Annotated in this window: 15 protein-coding genes; 5 read left to right on the top strand and 10 right to left on the bottom strand. The window is 63.5% G+C overall.

Features of this window, described 5'->3' with window-relative positions; all coding sequences use genetic code 11:
- Positions 1 to 16: 16 nt before the first annotated feature.
- Positions 17 to 484, top strand: coding sequence for a phosphohistidine phosphatase SixA (gene sixA, locus GM658_RS00420; RefSeq protein ID WP_155452041.1), 468 nt, complete (start codon positions 17 to 19; stop codon positions 482 to 484).
- Between the two features lie 288 nt (positions 485 to 772).
- Here sixA and fliD read toward each other — a convergent pair whose 3' ends face one another.
- From fliD to alr, 4 genes are all read right to left on the bottom strand, one after another.
- The gene (fliD, locus tag GM658_RS00425) at positions 773 to 2,086 is read right to left on the bottom strand and encodes a flagellar filament capping protein FliD (protein WP_155452042.1); all 1,314 of its coding nucleotides are present in this window, start codon (positions 2,084 to 2,086) and stop codon (positions 773 to 775) included.
- A 9-nt stretch (positions 2,087 to 2,095) separates the two neighbouring features.
- Positions 2,096 to 2,416: a PilZ domain-containing protein gene (locus GM658_RS00430; protein WP_155452043.1), complete on the bottom strand. Its 321-nt coding sequence runs from the start codon at positions 2,414 to 2,416 to the stop codon at positions 2,096 to 2,098.
- 66 nt (positions 2,417 to 2,482) lie between these two features.
- Entirely contained in the window at positions 2,483 to 3,859 is a 1,377-nt protein-coding gene (gene radA / locus GM658_RS00435) for a DNA repair protein RadA (protein WP_155452044.1), read from the bottom strand.
- Between the two features lie 4 nt (positions 3,860 to 3,863).
- The gene (gene alr, locus GM658_RS00440; protein ID WP_155452045.1) at positions 3,864 to 4,952 is read right to left on the bottom strand and encodes an alanine racemase; all 1,089 of its coding nucleotides are present in this window, start codon (positions 4,950 to 4,952) and stop codon (positions 3,864 to 3,866) included.
- A 126-nt stretch (positions 4,953 to 5,078) separates the two neighbouring features.
- Between alr and lplT (GM658_RS00445) the strand changes: the two genes are divergently transcribed.
- Both lplT (GM658_RS00445) and lplT (GM658_RS00450) read left to right on the top strand, forming a co-directional pair.
- Positions 5,079 to 6,341 (top strand): lysophospholipid transporter LplT, encoded by a 1,263-nt coding sequence (gene lplT / locus GM658_RS00445; RefSeq protein ID WP_155452046.1) that lies wholly within the window; start codon positions 5,079 to 5,081, stop codon positions 6,339 to 6,341.
- Between the two features lie 5 nt (positions 6,342 to 6,346).
- Positions 6,347 to 7,609, top strand: a complete 1,263-nt coding sequence (gene lplT, locus GM658_RS00450; protein ID WP_155452047.1) for a lysophospholipid transporter LplT — start codon at positions 6,347 to 6,349, stop codon at positions 7,607 to 7,609.
- On the opposite strand, the gene GM658_RS00455 is transcribed toward lplT (GM658_RS00450), so the two are convergent.
- The 4 genes from GM658_RS00455 to tsaB are packed head-to-tail and all read right to left on the bottom strand — an operon-like array spanning position 7,606 to position 11,204.
- Positions 7,606 to 8,583 (bottom strand): DUF1853 family protein, encoded by a 978-nt coding sequence (locus GM658_RS00455; protein WP_155452048.1) that lies wholly within the window; start codon positions 8,581 to 8,583, stop codon positions 7,606 to 7,608. The two genes, lplT (GM658_RS00450) and GM658_RS00455, sit on opposite strands and share 4 nt — an antisense overlap.
- Entirely contained in the window at positions 8,567 to 10,039 is a 1,473-nt protein-coding gene (locus GM658_RS00460) for a uracil-DNA glycosylase family protein (RefSeq protein ID WP_155452049.1), read from the bottom strand. The genes GM658_RS00455 and GM658_RS00460 overlap by 17 nt, the downstream gene beginning before the upstream one ends.
- Positions 10,036 to 10,506 (bottom strand): ribosomal protein S18-alanine N-acetyltransferase, encoded by a 471-nt coding sequence (gene rimI / locus GM658_RS00465; RefSeq protein WP_155452427.1) that lies wholly within the window; start codon positions 10,504 to 10,506, stop codon positions 10,036 to 10,038. Before rimI ends, GM658_RS00460 begins: the two co-directional genes overlap by 4 nt.
- A complete protein-coding gene (tsaB, locus tag GM658_RS00470; protein ID WP_155452050.1) occupies positions 10,506 to 11,204 on the bottom strand; it encodes a tRNA (adenosine(37)-N6)-threonylcarbamoyltransferase complex dimerization subunit type 1 TsaB in 699 nt (232 codons plus the stop codon). Before tsaB ends, rimI begins: the two co-directional genes overlap by 1 nt.
- A 40-nt stretch (positions 11,205 to 11,244) precedes the next feature.
- Between tsaB and GM658_RS00475 the strand changes: the two genes are divergently transcribed.
- On the top strand, positions 11,245 to 11,661 hold the full coding sequence (locus GM658_RS00475) for a thioredoxin family protein (protein ID WP_155452051.1): 417 nt from the start codon (positions 11,245 to 11,247) through the stop codon (positions 11,659 to 11,661).
- On the opposite strand, the gene GM658_RS00480 is transcribed toward GM658_RS00475, so the two are convergent.
- Entirely contained in the window at positions 11,653 to 13,920 is a 2,268-nt protein-coding gene (locus GM658_RS00480; RefSeq protein WP_155452052.1) for a xanthine dehydrogenase family protein molybdopterin-binding subunit, read from the bottom strand. The two genes, GM658_RS00475 and GM658_RS00480, sit on opposite strands and share 9 nt — an antisense overlap.
- Before the next feature lie 10 nt (positions 13,921 to 13,930).
- Positions 13,931 to 17,047: an EAL domain-containing protein gene (locus tag GM658_RS00485; RefSeq protein ID WP_155452053.1), complete on the bottom strand. Its 3,117-nt coding sequence runs from the start codon at positions 17,045 to 17,047 to the stop codon at positions 13,931 to 13,933.
- 89 nt (positions 17,048 to 17,136) lie between these two features.
- On the opposite strand from GM658_RS00485, the gene GM658_RS00490 reads away from it, so the two are divergent.
- Positions 17,137 to 17,652, top strand: coding sequence for a DUF1993 domain-containing protein (locus GM658_RS00490; RefSeq protein WP_155452054.1), 516 nt, complete (start codon positions 17,137 to 17,139; stop codon positions 17,650 to 17,652).
- The last annotated feature ends 111 nt before the right edge of the window (positions 17,653 to 17,763 follow it).

A 17,763-nucleotide genomic window follows, 5' to 3' on the forward strand; every position in this document is an offset into this window, starting at 1 on the left:
GCTCGAGGGAGGAAGCATGGACCTGATCTTGTGGCGCCACGCCGAAGCCGAACCAGCCCAGCCCGGCCTGGACGACCTGGAACGCGCGCTGACGCCGAAAGGCCATAAACAGGCGCGCCGCATGGGCCAGTGGCTCGATTCCGTGCTGCCTGAAAATTGCCGCATCCTGGTCAGCCCTGCCACGCGCACGGTGCAGACGGTAGCCGGCCTGGGCCGCAAATACAAAGTCCATCCCGACCTGGCGCCCGGCGCCGACGCCAGCGATATCCTGAAAGCGGCCAACTGGCCTGCATCAAAAGAAGCAGTGCTGGTGGTCGGCCACCAGCCGACATTGGGACAAGCCGCCGCCTTGCTGATGACGGGCGAAGACAGCGATTGGGAGATGAAAAAAGGCGCTGCGTGGTGGTTCGTGCAGCGAGAACCGGATGATCCCGCCAGCCTTTACCTGAAGGCGGTGATGCAGCCTGACCTGGTCATGAAATAGATAATTCTGTTGGGCTTGTAATTGCTTAATTGGATGCTAGAGTTTAATTGTATCAACTCTAGGGAGCAGCCTTCAGAAACGCTGGCTGGTTAGTTATGTGGGTACTGTTCACCATGGGCATATTCGGTGCAATGATCGCGTTGATCGCGTTCGAAGTTATTGCTGAATATCGCGGCGGACATCATAGGTTGGTCGACCGCTACCACGAGTAGCACTGCGCTTCACAGAAGCGAGGCTCCACGACAGCGCCTTCGGGACTCTGTCGTTGGAGCCTTCAGTCTTTTTGGGTCAGGCAAACAGGTCGAGGATCGAAGAAGCGCCGCCGAATTCGTTTTGCTGGCTATACAGCTGCACCAGGGCCTGTGCCTGGACCGTCAGCATCTGCGCGAATGACGAGCGGCGGCTTTGCAGGGTTTCGAGTTCGTTGTCAGCCTGCGTCAGGGCGAAACCAACCACGCTGCGCTGTCCATCCAACGATTCAAGCCGCGAGCCCAGTGCATCCGCCAGCCCCCTGCCCTCGTCCGTGAACAGCTTGGCCAATGCAGTGGGATCCGCCGCGATGGCGGCATTGAGTTTTTTCGTATCGAGTTGAAGGCGGCCATTGCTGCTGACCGTCAGGCCGTCGTTGGCCAATTCGTCGCTGCTGCCGCCCGCAGAACGCACCAGCTGGTCCAGTTGCGTGCGCACCTGCGCAAGTGCGGAGTTTCCTTTCAGCGCGCCATTCGTGAGGCTATCCAGGCGATCCTGCAAAGCATTGAAGCCCTTGACGAAGGCCGCGACATTCTTCGCAATCTCGCCATCGTCCTGCGCCACCGTAACCGTAGTGTCGCCGACGTCATTCAGGTTCAGGGTGACGCCCTTGATCGCGCCCTCGACCTTGTTATCGGCGCTCTTGACGCTCTTGCCATCGACCGTCAGGATCGCATCCTGCGCCGACTGGGTTTGCTCCAGCCCTGCGAAAAAACCGCGGAGCGTGGCGTCGCCCGCCACGTTGACGCTGAGATTGTTGCCCTCGCCACTGGCGCTGCGCAGTTCCAGCGCGGTGCCCGTGGGCGAACGTACCAGGCTGGCGTCAAAGCCCGCTTCCTTGAGCGCATCGGCGATGCCCTGCAAGGTATTGTCCTGGCTATTGATGGTAATGCTTTTGCTGGTCTCGCCCGTGCCGATACGGATCACGGTCGGCGAACCGGTGCCGAGCGGCGTATCGGGAGAAGCCACTTCCTGGCTGACGAGGATTTGCTGCTGGGCCAGTTGGCTGACGCTGACATCGTGCGAACCGGCTTCCGCAGTAGCGCCGGTCGTCACACTGAGCACATCGCTGGATGAGGAGCTACCACGTGTGCTGAGTCCGGCGCCGGCAAGGCTTTCCGCCAGATCCTGGAACACCGACAAGGCTGACTTGAGTTGGCCAAGGCCGGAGAAGCGTGCCTGGCTGAGACTGATGCTTGCGTTGAGCTGGGCTGCAGCGGCGCGCTGCGGCGCCAGGGTTTGCTCCACCTGAGCCAGCACATCGGTCGATGGCGTCCCGGCGACGCTGGCATTACCCAGTGCCAGCGAGGAGCCATACAGCGTACTCAGCAGGCTGCTCACATACATGTCCATGCCTTCAGTCTAGCGCATGAACTTGGTAATTGCTCCGGCTGCTTCGTTGTCAAGGGGCAGGAAGGTGAAGCCGATCTTGAACTCGTCTCCACTGAAGATGCAATTGTTGACCTTGCCGCGCGTGTTGACGATTTGTGGCTTGCCATCGACAAGCATCTCAAACACGATCTGGCCGGTGGCGCCCACCGTGACCTTATTTTCGGAGGTCAGGGAAATGCCTGCCAGGCCGAGATCGAAAGTCCGCGCAGCCATCGGGTGGCCGCCGTCCATCACAATCATTGCCCGCACGCGAAGGATCTTGCGTGCACCTTGCCTTGAATCTACTAACAATTTCTTGCCCGTTGAATGGTTGAGTTCGAGGCTGATATTGTAGCTAATATTTCGTAAAAATCTATATCACTGCAGTTCGCGCAGGCGGTTGAAAGCGTCGTCGATGCGCTCAACAGCAATAATCGTCATGCCCTCGATCGGCTGCTTCGGCGCGTTCGCCTTCGGAATCATGGCGATCGAGAAGCCAAGTTTGGCCGCCTCCCGCAAACGTTCCTGGCCACGCGGCGCAGGACGGATCTCGCCTGCCAGGCCAACCTCGCCAAAGACGACGAAACCGTTCGGCAGCGCCTTGTTGCGCATCGAGGAGTTGATCGCCATCAGCACCGCAAGGTCGGCCGCCGGCTCGGTGATCTTCACACCGCCCACGGCGTTAATGAACACGTCCTGGTCGAAGGCGGCGATACCGGCATGGCGGTGCAGCACGGCCAGCAGCATGGCAAGCCGATTCTGCTCCAGGCCGACCGACAGGCGGCGCGCGTTCGGCAGGTGGCTGGTGTCGACCAGGGCCTGCACTTCCACCAGCAGTGGGCGCGTTCCCTCCTGCGTCACCATCACACAGGAGCCGGGCACCTGGTTTTCGTGCGAAGACAGGAACAATGCGGATGGATTGGAAACGCCCTTCAGGCCTTTCTCCGTCATGGCAAACACGCCCAGCTCATTGACGGCGCCAAAGCGGTTCTTGATGGCGCGTACCAGGCGGAAGCTGGAATGGTTGTCGCCTTCGAAGTACAGCACGCAGTCCACGATATGCTCCAGCACGCGCGGGCCGGCCAGCGAGCCCTCCTTCGTGACGTGGCCGACCAGGATGATGGTGGTGCCGTTCATCTTGGCGAAGCGGGTCAGCTGGGCCGCGCATTCGCGAACCTGGGCCACCGAGCCCGGGGCCGATGCCAGCGCGTCCGAATACAGGGTCTGGATCGAGTCGATCACCGCCACCTGCGGCTTGAGGTCGGCCAGGGTGCCGAGGATTTTCTCGAGCTGGATTTCGGCCTGCAGCTTCAATTCCTTGGCATCGACCGCCAGGCGCTTGGCGCGCAGCGCAATCTGGGCGCCGGATTCCTCGCCGCTGACATACAGCACGCTCTTGACCTTGGACATATTGGCCAGCGCCTGCAGCAGCAGGGTCGATTTGCCGATGCCGGGATCGCCGCCGATCAGCACCACGCCGCCCGCCACCAGGCCGCCGCCCAGAACGCGGTCGAATTCTTCAATGCCGGTGCCGAAGCGCGGCACGTCCAGCGCTTCGATATCCTGCAGCGACAGCACGGGCGCCGTCTGCGCCAGCGACTGGTGCTGGGCTTGCGAGAAGCGGTTGGCGCCGGCGGCTTCGATTACCGTCTCCACCATGGTGTTCCACTGCTGGCAGGACGAGCACTGGCCGGTCCACTTGCTGCTGATGCCCCCGCATTCGCTGCAGGTGTAATTGGTCTTTGCCTTGGCCATGTAATCAGGCCTCGACCACGGCCACGCGCGGCGCCAGGGCGCACATCAATTCATAGCCGATGGTGCCGGCAGCCGTTGCGACCTCGTCGATCGGCATGCCCTCGCCCCACAGCACCACTTTGCTGCCGACGCGGGCGTTCGGCACATTGCTCAGGTCCACGGTCAGCATGTCCATCGAAACGCGTCCGACCAGGCGAGTACGGACACCATCGACCAGGATCGGGGTATCGACGGGTGCGTGGCGCGGATAACCGTCGGCATAGCCGCAGGCCACCACGCCGATACGCATGGCCTGCTCGGCTTTGAAGCGGCTGCCATAGCCCACGTAATCGCCAGGGCCGATTTCCTGCACGCCGATCAATTCGCTAGTCAGTGTCATGGTCGGCTTGAGGCCGAATTCCTCGGCGCTCTTACCGCCCGGGGTGCCGCCATACAGCATGATGCCGGGGCGGATCCAGTCGGTGGCGAGGCTGTCGCCCAGCTCCGGCATGTGCAGAATGCCGGCTGAATTGCACAGGCTGCGCGCGCCGGGCAGGCCGGCCGCCCCTGCGTTGAAGCGGCGCACCTGCTCGGCCAGCGGCATGCAGGGGTGGTGCAGCTCGTCGGCATTGGCGAAGTGGGTCATCAGGGTAATGCTGCCAACGTGCGGGATGGCGCGCAGGCGGGCATGCACGGCGGCATAGTCCGACGGCCTGAAACCAAGGCGGTTCATGCCGGTATTCATCTTCAAATGCACATTGATTGGGCGCGCCAGCGGGGTGCGCTCCAGCATTTCCAACTGCTCGACGCAATGCACCGAGCCCTCGATATCATGTTCTGCCATCGCCAGCAAGTCCGCGCTGTCGAACCATCCCTCTAATAGAAGGATAGGCTTGGTCCAGCCCAGCTCGCGCAGGCGAACCGCGTTGTCCGGCTCGATCAGCGCCAGGCCGTCTGCTGCAGCGAAACCGCGCATGCCGCGCTCCAAACCATGACCGTATGCATTGGCTTTAACCACGCCCCAGGCCTTGGCGCCCGGCGCACAGGCTTTGGCGCGGGCCAGGTTATGCTGCATTGCAGCGAGATGGATATGGGCGACGATGGGCCTTGGCATGACAAAAACCGGCAGAATAAGAATGCAGCATTCTACCTTTTGTGCCAGCCGAATGCTGGCCGGATTCTTGGGAAACCTTACTTTCCATGGTATAAAGCATCCCGAGATAATTATCTGGCGTCCTGAATGAATCGTGGTTTCTATACCATCATGGCCGCGCAGTTCTTTTCGTCGCTGGCAGACAATGCTCTGTTGATCGTGGCAATCGACCTGCTGCTGACCATGCAAGCTCCGGCATGGGTCACCCCATTGCTGAAGCTGACTTTTGTGCTGTTTTACGTGCTGTTGGCAGCATTTGTGGGCGCTTTCGCTGATGCCCTGCCGAAAGGCCGGGTCATGTTCATTTCCAACCTGATCAAGATCTTCGGCTGCGCGCTGATTTTCTATCACGTGCACCCGCTGGCCGCTTATGCCGTAGTCGGCTTTGGCGCCGCCGTTTATTCGCCGGCCAAATACGGCATCCTGACCGAGCTGCTGCCGCCGGAAAAGCTGGTGGTCGCCAACGGCTGGATCGAAGGCCTGACCGTCAGCTCCATCATCTTCGGCATTGCCATGGGCGGCGCCCTGATCGGCGGACCGGTCGCCGCAGCCCTGCTGCGCTTCGACATGCCATTCATTGAAACCGGCCTCGATACGACCGAGGAGATCGCCCTGGCCGTGGTTGGTTCAACTTACCTGCTGGCGGCGCTGTTCAACCTGCGCATTCCGGACACCGGCTACGTCTACGAGCACCAGGAGCGCAACCCGCTGCGCCTGATCACCGAGTTCGCAGGCTGCTGCAGCATCCTCTGGCGCGACAAGCTGGGCCAGATTTCGCTGGCGGTGACCACCCTGTTCTGGGGCGCCGGCGCCACCTTGCAATTCATCGTCCTGGAATGGGCCAAGCAGTCCCTCGGCCTGCCGCTGAACAAGGCTACCAGCACCATCGCCATCGTGGCGGTCGGCGTGGCCATCGGCGCCGGCATGTCGGCGCGCTTCGTTTCCCTGCGCCGATCGCTGTCGGTGGTGCCGCTCGGCGTCGCCATGGGCGTGATCGTGATGGGCATGGTCTTCGTGCACGACCTGCTCCTGGCCTATCCCCTGCTGCTGCTTGTTGGCCTGCTGTCCGGCTTCTTCGTGGTGCCGATGAACGCCCTGCTGCAGCATCGCGGCCACGTGCTGATGAGCGCAGGCCATTCCATCGCGGTACAGAATTTCAATGAAAACCTGTCCATCCTCACCATGCTGGCGGTGTATTCGCTGATGGTGAAGCTGCATCTGGGCCTGAATACAATCATCGTGCTGTTTGGCCTGTTCGTCGCCGGCTCCATGCTGGGCATCATGCGCCTGCATGCTGCCAACCAGCGCGCGCACGACTCGCTCAGCCTGATCGGAGAGCATAAGCACTAAGCGCAATGAAACGAGGCTTTTACACCATTATGGCGGCGCAGTTCTTCTCGTCGCTGGCCGATGCTGCGCTGCTGATCGTCGCAATCTACGTGCTGGGCACCATGAAGGCGCCGGCCTGGATGACGCCGATGCTCAAGGAGACTTTTGTCCTGTTCTACGTGCTGCTGGCGGCTTTTGTCGGCGCCTTTGCGGATGCGCTGCCCAAGGGCCGCGTCATGCTGATCGGGAACATGATCAAGATTTTCGGCTGCGGGCTGTTCTTCTACGGCGTGCATCCTTTGGCCGCCTATGCCGTCGCCGGCCTGGGCGCCGCCATCTACTCGCCAGCCAAATACGGCATCCTGACCGAACTGCTCCCGCCGGAAAAACTGGTGGCCGCCAATGGCTGGATCGAAGGATTGACCGTCAGCTCCATCATCCTCGGCACTGCGCTGGGCGGAGCCTTGATCGGCGGCCCGGTATCGGCGGCCCTGCTGGCGTTTGACGTGCCGGGCATCGACACTGGCTTCGATACGGTCAGCGAGATTGCGCTGGCGTGGGTGGGCATGATTTACCTGCTTGCGACCCTCTTCAATTTGCGTATCCCGGATACCGGCTATGTCTACGAGCGCCAGGAACGCAATCCTTTCCTGCTGGTGCGCGATTTCGCGGAATGCTGCAGCATCCTGTGGCGCGACAAGCTTGGCCAGATCTCGCTGGCCGTGACCACCCTGTTCTGGGGCGCCGGCGCGACCTTGCAGTTCATCGTGCTGGAATGGGCCAGGCAGTCGCTGGGTATGCCGCTCAATCGCGCTACCAGCACCGTTGCCATCGTGGTGGTCGGCGTGGCGCTGGGCGCCGTGATGTCGGCCCGCTTCATCACCTTGCGCAAGGCGCTGTCGGTGATCCCGCTGGGGATCGCGATGGGCGTGATCGTGATGTCGATGATCTTCGTACACGACCTGCGCATTGCCTACGTCCTGTTGCTGGTGGTTGGGGCGCTGTCGGGCTTCTTCGTAGTGCCGATGAACGCATTGCTGCAGCACCGCGGCCACGTGCTGATGAGCGCAGGCCATTCAATCGCGGTGCAGAACTTCAATGAGAACCTTTCCATCCTGACGATGCTGGCTGTCTATGCCGGGATGGTAAAGCTTGGCCTGGCGCTGAACACCATCATCGTGCTGTTCGGCTTATTCCTGGCGGGATCGATGCTGGCCATCATGGCGCTGCATGCGGCCAACCAGCGCGTGCAGGATTCTCTCGCGCTGATCGGCGAGCACAAACACTAAGCGGGCAAGGCCCCGCTTCCTCGGCGCGCCTGGGCTCGGGCGCGCCAGTCATCCGGAACCACAAAGCTGCGTTCCACTTCTTCCAGCCAGGCCCCCTCTTCCTGCACGGTTGCCACTAATACCGGGCCGGGATCGATGGCGAATTTTTCCGCCAGCACGTCCAGCAATGCGCCGCGCGTGAGCGGTGCCGGCGTTGGCGTGGCTTCGCTGCGCTCAAGCGATGTGCGCAGGGGCGCCAGCCACTGCAGGCGCGGCATGACGATGAACCGCTCGCCAGCAGCGCCGGCCTGCTCGCTGTGCGTTCGCCAATAGCCGCGGCAGTGGTCCGGCGAGATGCCTTCGATTTGCGGCGCGGCTTCGGTTGCGTGATAGAACAGCCAGCCTTTGACCAATGCCTGGGCGCTTGTGACGGGCGCGGGCAGGGCCTGCTGCGCGGCGGGATGCTGGGCCAGTTGCAGCTGCGCGTTGAAGATCTTGCGCATTTTCAGCCCAAGCGTGTCGGCCAGGTTGGGGCCGACCAGGCGGTTGTAGTTTCCGCTATCCGGATCGCCGTCGAGCAGATAGAACTTGGTGGCGAATTCGATGTGGCGCAGGCTTGCGCGGCCCTCTTCACGTAGCAGGAAGTCGAATTCGCCGATGGTGCCGTTCTTGCCGTCGCGGACTTGCAGGCCGTGGGCGGCCAGCGTGCCGCGCTGGGCGAAGTAGAAGGCCATCAGCTTTTCGGCGTACAGGCCGAGACGGGTGTAGAAGCGGTTGCCAAGCGCCGCGTCCAGCGGCGATGGGTCTGCGTCGAGGTCGTCCAGCCAGTTGGCCACGGCGGGCGAAACGGGGCCGAGCGTGGCGATCTTGCCGTGCCAGTGCGGGCTACCGGGATCGAGCAGGTCGGGCGAGTCCAGCAGCCAGGCCAGCGCGCGGACGTGGGGCCGCGCGAGGTGGCCCCATTTGCGGTGGAATGTCCTAGCGTCGGCCGGCATGGGCGGCTTTGGCAAGGCACAAGTCCTGCCATGCCTTGGCCTTTTCTTCCGGTTTTTTCAGCAGGTCGGCCGGGTGGTAGGTGGCGACGACCGGGATTTCGCCATGCAGCATGATGCGGCCGCGTGCGGCGCCGCCCAGCAGGCCTTTTCCGGTGGTATGGCCGAAGGCGACGATGACCTTGGCCTGCGTCAGTTCCAGCTCGCGCTGCAGGTAGGGGCGGCAGGCTTGCAGCTCTTCGGCGCTTGGCGCGCTTGGAGCGTGGCACTTCACCAGGCTGGTGAGGTAGGCGCCCTTCTCCGTTGTCTGGCCGACGGCTTTCAGCATGTTGTCGAGCAGGTAGCCCGGGTCGCCGGCGAATTGGTAGCCTTCCGCGTCTTCGGCCTGGCCCGGCGCGGTGTCGAGGGCGATCCAGGTCGCCTTCCCGTCACCGCGGCCGGGAACGGCTTGCTGGCGGGTTTCGCAGCGTGCGCAGCGGGTGCAGCTGGACACGGCGGCTTGCAGGGCCGGCCAGTCCATCTGGGCGATTTCTTCGTCGGTGACGCGGCCTGGCCTTGGTCCGGGAACGTGCGAGGCTGGCTCGCCGCCGCCTGGCGCAGGCGCGTCGCGGCGTGCGGTGACGGGAGCTGCCTGCTGCTCATCGTCGAACCAGGATGGCGGTTCGTCCATCGGGATGTCGTCGAAGGCCGGCACATCGTCGGCCATGGCGGGCGGTGGCGCGCTTGCGGCGCGCGGCGGCATTGCCGGGCCGGCGGGCTGCATTGCTTGCGCGGCTGGGGCAGGACGCTGCGGCTGCGCTGCGGCGGGCTGCTCGGGCGCCGCTACTTTCTTGCGCTGCGGCTTGTATTCCGGCGTCGGGGCGTCGTCAAACCAGGACATGTCCTCGCCTGTCGAGGCGATGCTCGGCGTGCCGGGGACGCGCGTTGGCGCGGCTGGCGCATTCGGTGCAGCCGGGGCTTGGCGTACGTCGTCGGCATGGCCATGGGCTGTCGCTGCGGCCGGAGGCGCTTGGCGCGCGTCGCCGGCACGGCCAGGCGCGGTTGCTGCGGTTGGCGGGACCTGGCGCGCGTCGGCGAGACCTACCGGCGCTGCGGACGCGGCGCGTGCGGCAGCGGCGGCCGGGGATTGGTGCGTGGCGGTCGCGGATGCGGGCGATGGCGCGGTCGGCTCGTAGTGCGCGGCGCCCTGTGCAGGCTGCGCATTTGCCATGCGCTGCGCGTCGGCAGCGGGCTGGGCGCCAGGGTGCTGGGCCGCTGATTGGGGTGTGGCAGCTTGCTGGGGCGCGGATCCGGGGCCGGCTTCGGGCGAGGCCGCGTAGCCGGCCGGGACGCCGGTGTCAACGTCGACGTCGGCATAAGCGTAGGCGCCGGCGGACGCGGATGCGGGGCGATTGCGCAAGCGCCATTGCGGCCCTACGCCCATCTCGTCCAGGAAGACAGCGTTACGACGATCACTCATAGCCCAAAACGCATCACGATAGCGTCCTCGCGGGTTGCATTGGCCGCAGGGTAATAGCCCTTGCGGCGGCCGATTTCAGAAAAACCGTAGCGCTGGTAGATTTCCAGCGCGCGGCCGTTGGAAGGCCGCACTTCCAGCAGGATCGACTCCATGCCCAGCCCGCGCGACAAGGCGACGGCCTGGTTCACCAGCAGGCGCCCCACGCCACGCCCCTGCCAGGAACGCGACACCGCGACGTTCAGCAAATGCGCTTCGTCGACAATCCCCATCACCAGGAAATAGCCCATTAGCTCGCGGTCCTGCGCGCGCAGCACCCAGGCGTGGTAGCCCTGCGACAGGGAATCGGCGAAATTGGTACGGCTCCACGGGTAGGGATAAACCTCCTGTTCCACCGCCACCACCTCATCGAGGTCGCTTTCCTGCATCGGCTCGTAAATCAGCCGGGCCAGATCCCAAGTCTGCTGCATCATGCCTGCGCCGCTTTCATCACTTCGCGTTCGGCCTTGGTATAGGCCACCTTGTTACGCAGGTAAAGCGGCTGCGCCTGCGCGGCAGGCACGGCATGGCCGGCGGCGAAGGCAACGCGGCCCAGCTGCGCAATCTGCACCGCATGGGGCATGATTTCGCCATCGGCGCCATCGGCAAAGGCTTTGCCCGCAAATGCTTCGGCGTAAGCAGCAAAACCGTTGCCGCAGGCACGCGCCGGACCTGCCGGAGCCACCGCATCGGGCGCGGACAGGGCTGGAGGCAGTACGGCGACCGGCTGGCCGCCTTCAAAGCGGTACTGCGCCCAATAGACTTCGTTCATGCGGGCGTCGAGGACGGTCAGGACGTCATCGGCGCCGTGGCGCTCGCGGCAAGCCAGGGCCATGGCGTCCAGCGTCACAACCGGCAGCAGCGGCAAGCCGGCGCCAAAACCCAGGCCCTGGGCGATGCCGCATGCGGTGCGCACGCCGGTGAAGGAGCCGGGACCGGCGCCATAAGCAATCGCATCGCAATCGCGCAGGACGATGCCCGCCTCCGCCAGCAATTCCTGGATCATGGGCAGCACGGCCTGGGAATGGGTGCGCACGCCGGACGATTCGCGGAAATACACGCGCTCCCCGCGCAGCAAGGCGCAGGAAGCCATTTCGGAGGATGTTTCGATTGCAAGAATGGTAGCCATGGCCGGTATTTTACCCTGTGGGCATGTACAATAGCACCCCATGCACAGCACTACCCTACATGCCGACAACCGCGCCGAAGTGGCTGCAGCGCTGGCGCAAGACCACCTGGTCGTGGCCTGCCTGTGCGCCGCCTGGTGCGGCACCTGCGCATCCTACCGCGCGGTATTCGAGGAACTGGCCAGCCGCCACCCGGATAAATACTTCCTGTGGGTCGATATCGAAGACCATGCGGACCTGGTGGGCGACCTTGATGTCGAGAACTTTCCCACCCTGCTGATCCAGCGCCACGAGCACGTGGCCTTCTTCGGCACCATGCTGCCTGACCCGAATGTCGCCCACCGGCTGATCGAATCGCAGGCCGAACTCAGTGACGAGGAACTGGCGCGCCAGGCCGCCTCCACCGAAGAACGGCGCCAATGGCAGCAGGATTGCAACCTGCGCGTATTGTTAGGCTAGTCGCAGCGGCAGGCTGCGCAAGCGCTGGCCCGTCAGCGCAAATACGGCATTGGCCACGGCCGGAGCGATTGGCGGCGTGGCGGGTTCGCCGACGCCTTCCGGCGGCTCAGCGCTCAGTACGATCACCGTTTCCACCATCGGCACTTCATTCATGCGCAGCACCGGATAGTCGGCAAAATTGCTTTGCACGACCTTGCCGTCCTTGATGGTGATTTCGCCGCCCAGCGCCGCCGACAGCCCGTACACCACGGCCGATTCGACCTGCTGCGCGATGATGTTCGGGTTGACGGCAATGCCGCAGTCGATCGCGCATACCACGCGGTGCACGTGGATCTGCTTGTCCTGCACCGATACTTCCGCCACTTGCGCGACGATGGTGCCGAAGGACTGATGCAGCGCCACGCCATGGGCCCGGCCTTCCGGCGCCTGGCCCGCCTTGGTGACGGCCGCCTCCAGCACCGCCAGGTGGCGCGGGTGGTTCAGCAGCATGGTGCGGCGGAATTCCACCGGATCCTTGCCGGCCGCACTGGCCATTTCGTCGACGAAGCTCTCTTTGAAGAAAGCGTTCTGCGAATGGCCGACCGAGCGCCAGTTGCCCAGCGCGACCGGGCCATCGACCACCACGTGGTTGATCGACTGGTTCGGAATCTCGTACTGCATGTCGTACACGCCTTCGGCGGTCGAACGGTCCGGGCCAGCACCCGGCATGCCCAGGTTACGCTTGGTGAACTGGTGGGTCAGCGCACCGCCGGCCGTCTTCGCTTCCCAGGCAATGATATTGCCGGCAGCATCCAGCCCGGCCGTCATGCGCGCCAGCGCGGCGGGACGGTACACATCGTGGGTGGTGTCGTCTTCGCGGGTCCAGATCACCTGCACCGGCAAGCCCTTCGCTTCGCGTGCGATGGCGACGGCTTGCGCCACCATGTCCATTTCCAGGCGGCGCCCGAAACCACCGCCCAGCAGGTGTTCATGCAGGATGACATTGGCTTCGCTGACGCCGCCCACCCGGGCCGCCGCGCGGCGGGCGAAAGTCGGCGCCTGGGTGCCCACCCACACGGTAACCTTGCCATCCTTGACCTGCGCGGTGCAGTTGATCGGCTCCATGCAGGCATGCGCCAGGTAAGGCACGCGGTACAGCGATTTGACGGTGCGCAGCGCGCTGGCCGCATGCGCCATATCGCCACGCTGATGGTAATTGTCGCCGTCGTCGGTTTCCAGCGCGTTTGACAGCGAGGCGTAAATAGCCTCGCTCGAAAGCTTGGCATTGGCGCCCTCGTCCCAACGGATCGGCAGCGCGGCGGCGGCCTGCTTGGCTTGCCAGAAGCTTCTTGCGACCACGGCGACGCCTGCACCGGCGCCATAATGCTCTTCGATGGCGTTGGAAAAATCGACCACGGCCAGCACGCCCGGCATCTTTACCACTTCGGTCGGCGTGATGCCGGCGATCTTGCCGCCTACCACGGGCGACATGCGCACCGCGGCGTAGACCATGCCTTCCGGCCGCACGTCGATGCCGTACGTTGCAGTGCCTTCGGACTTGATGCGCGAATCGCGGCGCCCCACGCTGGTGCCGATCAGCCGGAAACTGTGCGGATCCTTCAGCGTCACCTTGCCCGGCTGGCCGAGCGCCGCGCGCGCCGCAATGGCGCCGTAGCCAAGCGATTTCTTGCTGATGTCGTGATACAGCACGCCATTTTCGGCGCGCACCTGCTCCGCCGGCACTTTCCAGTCCAGGGCCGCCTGCGCCACCAGCATGGCGCGCGCTGTGGCGCCGGCTTCGCGCATCGAGGTCCAGGCATCCTTTACGCTGGAAGATCCGCCGGTGATCACTACGCCCATCTCGCGCGCCACCTTGCCCAGCATCCAGCTGGCGAAGGCGCGCGTGCGGCCGGTGTCGTCCGGATGGAAGGGCAAGGTCTCGCGCATCACGGCCAGGTTGGCGTAGATCTTGTCGGCCGGCGCCTGGATCAATGTGATCGCATCCAGCGCGACATCCAGTTCCTCCGCCACCAGCATGGACAGCGCGGTATGCACACCCTGCCCCATTTCCGCGCGCGGCATGGCCAGCTGCACGCTGCCGTCCGGCGCAATGGCGATCCAGCCGTTCAGCGCAACGGCGCCGTTTTCCAGCGGCAGCGCCGCGGTGCCGCGCACGCGCTGGCGCGGCGGCATCACGCCCCAGCCAACCACCATGGCGCCGGCAACGGCAACCCCGCTTAGCAGGAAGCGGCGGCGGGAAATCTTTTTCGGTGTCAGCATGGCACTCTCGTTATGGCAGCCAGCGCTGCAGCAAATCGTCCGGCATGACCGGGCGGCTGTAATAGAAACCCTGCGCCTGGTTGCAGCCATGGCGCAGCAGGAAGGCCGCCTGCTGTTCCGTCTCCACGCCCTCGGCGATGACCGACAGGTTCATGCTGCGGCCCAACTGGATGATGGCAATGGCAATCGCCTCGTCGTTGGCGTCGGTCGAAATATCCTTGATGAAGGAACGGTCGATTTTCAGCGTCTGCACCGGCATCTGCTTCAGGTAGGCCAGCGAGGAATAGCCGGTGCCGAAATCGTCGATCGCCAGCGATACGCCCACTGCATGCAGGTCGTTGATGAAGGCCAGCGCATCGCCGGTGTTCATGATCACGGACTCGGTGACCTCCAGCTGCAGGCGGTTCGGCGCCAGGCCGGTTTCGCGCAGGATATCGGCCACGCGGGTGACCATGCTGCCGCGCTCGAACTGGCGGGCCGACAGGTTGACCGCCATCTTCGGCACATTCAGGCCGGCTTCGTCCCAGCGCACCATCTGGCGGCAGGCTTCGTACAGCACCCACTGGCCCAGCTGGTCGATAAAGCCCGTATCTTCCGCCAGTGGGATGAAGCGCACCGGCGGCACCAGGCCAAGTTCCGGGTGGTTCCAGCGCACCAGCGCTTCCACGCCCAGCAGCTTGCCGGTATCGATCTCCACCTGCGGCTGGAAGTTCAGGAACACTTCCTGTTTTTCGATGGCGCGGCGCAGATAGGTTTCCAGGCGCAGGCGCTCGACGCCCTCGCCCGTCATGGACGGCTGGTAGAAGCGGTAGCCGTTGCGGCCGCGCGCCTTGGCCTGGTACATGGCCACGTCGGCGTTACGGATCAGCATATTCAAATCGCTGGCGTCGGTCGGGAACACCGACACGCCGATCGAGCAAGTGACGAACAGCTCGTGCCCGGCCACCATGAACGGATGTTCGAACATGCCCACCAGTTTTTCCGCCACCTGGCCGGCGCCGTACTGGCCCTCCACATCCTCCAGCAGGACGATGAATTCATCGCCGCCCAGGCGCGCCAGCGTGTCGCCCTCGCGCAGCTTTTCGGTCAGCGCATGCGCCACCTGCTTCAGCAGCTCGTCGCCGATATGGTGGCCCAGGGTGTCGTTGACGTTCTTGAAGCGGTCAAGGTCGATGAACAGCAGCGCCAGTTGCTCGTTGCCGCGCGTGGCGCGCTGGATGGCGTGCTGCAGGCGGTCGTGGAACAGCAGGCGGTTCGGCAGTTGCGTCAGCGGATCGTGGTGCGCCAGGTGGTCCAGCTTTTCCTGCGATTCCTTGACCAGGGTGATGTCGCTGAACACGCCGACATAGTGGGTCGTGGCGCCGCGCAAGTCGCGCACGGCGGTCAGGGTCAGCCACTCCAGGAACAGCTCGCCGCTCTTGCGCATGCTCCAGATTTCGCCGCGCCAGTAGCCATGTTCAACCAGCTCCTTCCACAATTGGGCGTGGAAGCCGTCGTCATGGCGGCCGGAACGGGTCAGCCCGACGTCGTGGCCCAGGGCTTCGATTTCCGTGTAGCCGGTAATCTGGGTGAAGGCCGGATTGACGGCGACGATAGTACCCTTGTCGTCGATCACCATCACGCCGTCGGCGATGTGCTCCAGGACGGTGGCCGACAGGCGCAGTTTTTCTTCCGCTTCCTTGCGGGCGCTGATGTCGGCATAGACCCAGATCGAGCCTTCGTTCGGGCGGTTCTGGTCGATGGCGCAGCCGGACACCATGCACCAGAACAGCGAGCCGTCCTTGCGGCGGTAATTGCGTTCCTCGCTGAAGTACTCGCCGCTGCCCAGGGTGGAATACTGGCGCGCGCCGGCTGATTCGAAATCGAAAGCGGTCGGGAACACGATGGCGGTGGAAGCGCCGATCATCTGCCCCGGCTCGTAGCCGAACAGCTCTTCGCAGCGGCGGTTCACGGACACGATGGTGCGGTGGCGCACGAACATCACGCCGAACATCACATTGTCCAGGATCGCGCTCTGCTCCGCCAGCAGGGCTTCGATGCGCATCTCGTTGTGCTTGCGCTGGCTGATGTCGTAGATGATGCCGTCCACCCACGGCGCCCCGCCCGCCTCCGCCGCCTGCGGCTGGCCGTTTTCGGCGACCCAGCGCTCAGTGCCGGTAGAGTCCATGATGCGGTATTCGATCTCGTAAGGCTTGCCGTCCTGGATCGCCTGCACGACGCAGCGGCGCTGGCGTTTGCGGTCTTCCGGACAAATCAGGTTGGCCCAGGCATGCGTGGTGCTGCGCATGAATTGCGCGGCGGAGTAGCCGGAAATTTCTTCGATGGCGTCGGACACGAAATCAATCGGGCCATCGGGACGGAAGCGGAACACGGCGCCCGGCACCTGCGTCACGATGGTGCGGAAACGCTCCTCGCGCTGGGCGATGTCTTCGAACAGGTGCTTGATCGCCACCCGCATCTGGTCGAGCTGGCCGGCCAGGCGGCCCAATTCGTCGCTGCCGCTCAATTCCATGCGGGTTTCGAAATCGCCGTGCGACAGCCGATCCGAGAAGCGCATCAGCTTGCGTAAAGGTTTCAGCAGGCGCTGGTTCAGGAACAGCACGATCAGCAGCAGCGAAACGGTCAGCTGGGCCGCCAGCACGAAGACATAGGACAGCTGCTTCTCACGCAGCTCCTGCTGGCTGCGCGCGTCGTCCATTTCGACCATGATCTTGCCGATCTTTTCCCCGCGCACCGTGATCTCGCGCTCGGCGCGCACGATGTTGCCGGTGGCGCGCTTGGGCGCTTCCACGTGGATGAACTGGGTATCGGCCTGGCCGGTAACCTGCACCTGCAGCACCGAACGGTCGCGCATCACCGATTCGACCAGCGAATGGGCCGAATCGGCATTCATATTCCACAGGGATTCCTGCATGCCAAGGGCCAGGATGTCGGCGTTGCGCTGCAGGGATTCGTTGAGGGCTGTCTGCGCCGATTTCTGTTCGTGCACGCCGATCAGCAGATAAGAGCCGATAATCGCAGGAATCACCAGGCCGCCGAATACCACTAGTAACAAGGCGCCATAAATGGACAAGCCATACAGTGCGCTCAGGCGGGACCTTAGTTTGTTATAAAAATTCCGAGCCATCAAAGCGGGTCTGGTGGAAAAAGATTATCCAGCAGCAATTATGCACGTAACTTGCTATCATCGCCACTCTATATCAGAGGAGTTTCCCTATGTCGTTTTCCATGTATTCCGCTTCGATTCCAGTGTTCCGCCAGATCCTGGGCAGCCTGCTGGCCATCCTCGACAAGACCGAGGCACATATTGAAGCGAAAAAAATCGACCCGAATGCCCTGCTGCAATTCCGTTTGTTCCCGGATATGCTGCCTTTCACCCGCCAGATCCAGATTGCCGCCGACTTCGCCAAAGGGGCTGGCGCGCGTCTGGCGGGGGCGGATGTGCCTTCTTATGAAGATACTGAAAAGACCATTGGTGAACTGAAACTGCGCATCCAGCGCACGCTGACTTTCCTGGATTCCCTGCCGCGCCAGGCGATCGAGGATTCGGCCCAGCGCTCGGTGACTACCGGTAGCGGGGAAAAGGCCAAGCAGTGGGTGGGGCAGGAGTATTTGATGCACTATGCGTTGCCGCATTTCACTTTCCATGCGACTACGGCTTACAACATCCTGCGCCATAATGGATTGGATATTGGCAAGAAGGACTTTATTGGGTCTTGGAAGGCTGAGTAAAACCGGTAAACCGATGCCTGACCCGCAGGGTCAGGCACCATCTATTCAACCGCCGCGGGGTGTCTGACCCTGCGGATCAGACGGGACGGCCATCCGGCCGATCTACCGGTT

Source organism: Massilia eburnea (assembly GCF_009720745.1).
GTDB lineage: Bacteria > Pseudomonadota > Gammaproteobacteria > Burkholderiales > Burkholderiaceae_D > Rugamonas > Rugamonas eburnea.

Coding starts and splice junctions, on each gene's coding strand:
- tsaB (WP_155452050.1), bottom strand. CDS start 11,204: ATGGCTACCATTCTTGCAATCGAAACATCCTCCGAAATGGCTTCCTGC.
- GM658_RS00480 (WP_155452052.1), bottom strand. CDS start 13,920: ATGCTGACACCGAAAAAGATTTCCCGCCGCCGCTTCCTGCTAAGCGGG.
- GM658_RS00475 (WP_155452051.1), top strand. CDS start 11,245: ATGCACAGCACTACCCTACATGCCGACAACCGCGCCGAAGTGGCTGCA.
- alr (WP_155452045.1), bottom strand. CDS start 4,952: ATGCCAAGGCCCATCGTCGCCCATATCCATCTCGCTGCAATGCAGCAT.
- sixA (WP_155452041.1), top strand. CDS start 17: ATGGACCTGATCTTGTGGCGCCACGCCGAAGCCGAACCAGCCCAGCCC.
- rimI (WP_155452427.1), bottom strand. CDS start 10,506: ATGCAGCAGACTTGGGATCTGGCCCGGCTGATTTACGAGCCGATGCAG.
- GM658_RS00485 (WP_155452053.1), bottom strand. CDS start 17,047: ATGGCTCGGAATTTTTATAACAAACTAAGGTCCCGCCTGAGCGCACTG.
- GM658_RS00490 (WP_155452054.1), top strand. CDS start 17,137: ATGTCGTTTTCCATGTATTCCGCTTCGATTCCAGTGTTCCGCCAGATC.
- GM658_RS00455 (WP_155452048.1), bottom strand. CDS start 8,583: ATGCCGGCCGACGCTAGGACATTCCACCGCAAATGGGGCCACCTCGCG.
- lplT (WP_155452046.1), top strand. CDS start 5,079: ATGAATCGTGGTTTCTATACCATCATGGCCGCGCAGTTCTTTTCGTCG.
- GM658_RS00460 (WP_155452049.1), bottom strand. CDS start 10,039: ATGAGTGATCGTCGTAACGCTGTCTTCCTGGACGAGATGGGCGTAGGG.
- radA (WP_155452044.1), bottom strand. CDS start 3,859: ATGGCCAAGGCAAAGACCAATTACACCTGCAGCGAATGCGGGGGCATC.
- fliD (WP_155452042.1), bottom strand. CDS start 2,086: ATGGACATGTATGTGAGCAGCCTGCTGAGTACGCTGTATGGCTCCTCG.
- lplT (WP_155452047.1), top strand. CDS start 6,347: ATGAAACGAGGCTTTTACACCATTATGGCGGCGCAGTTCTTCTCGTCG.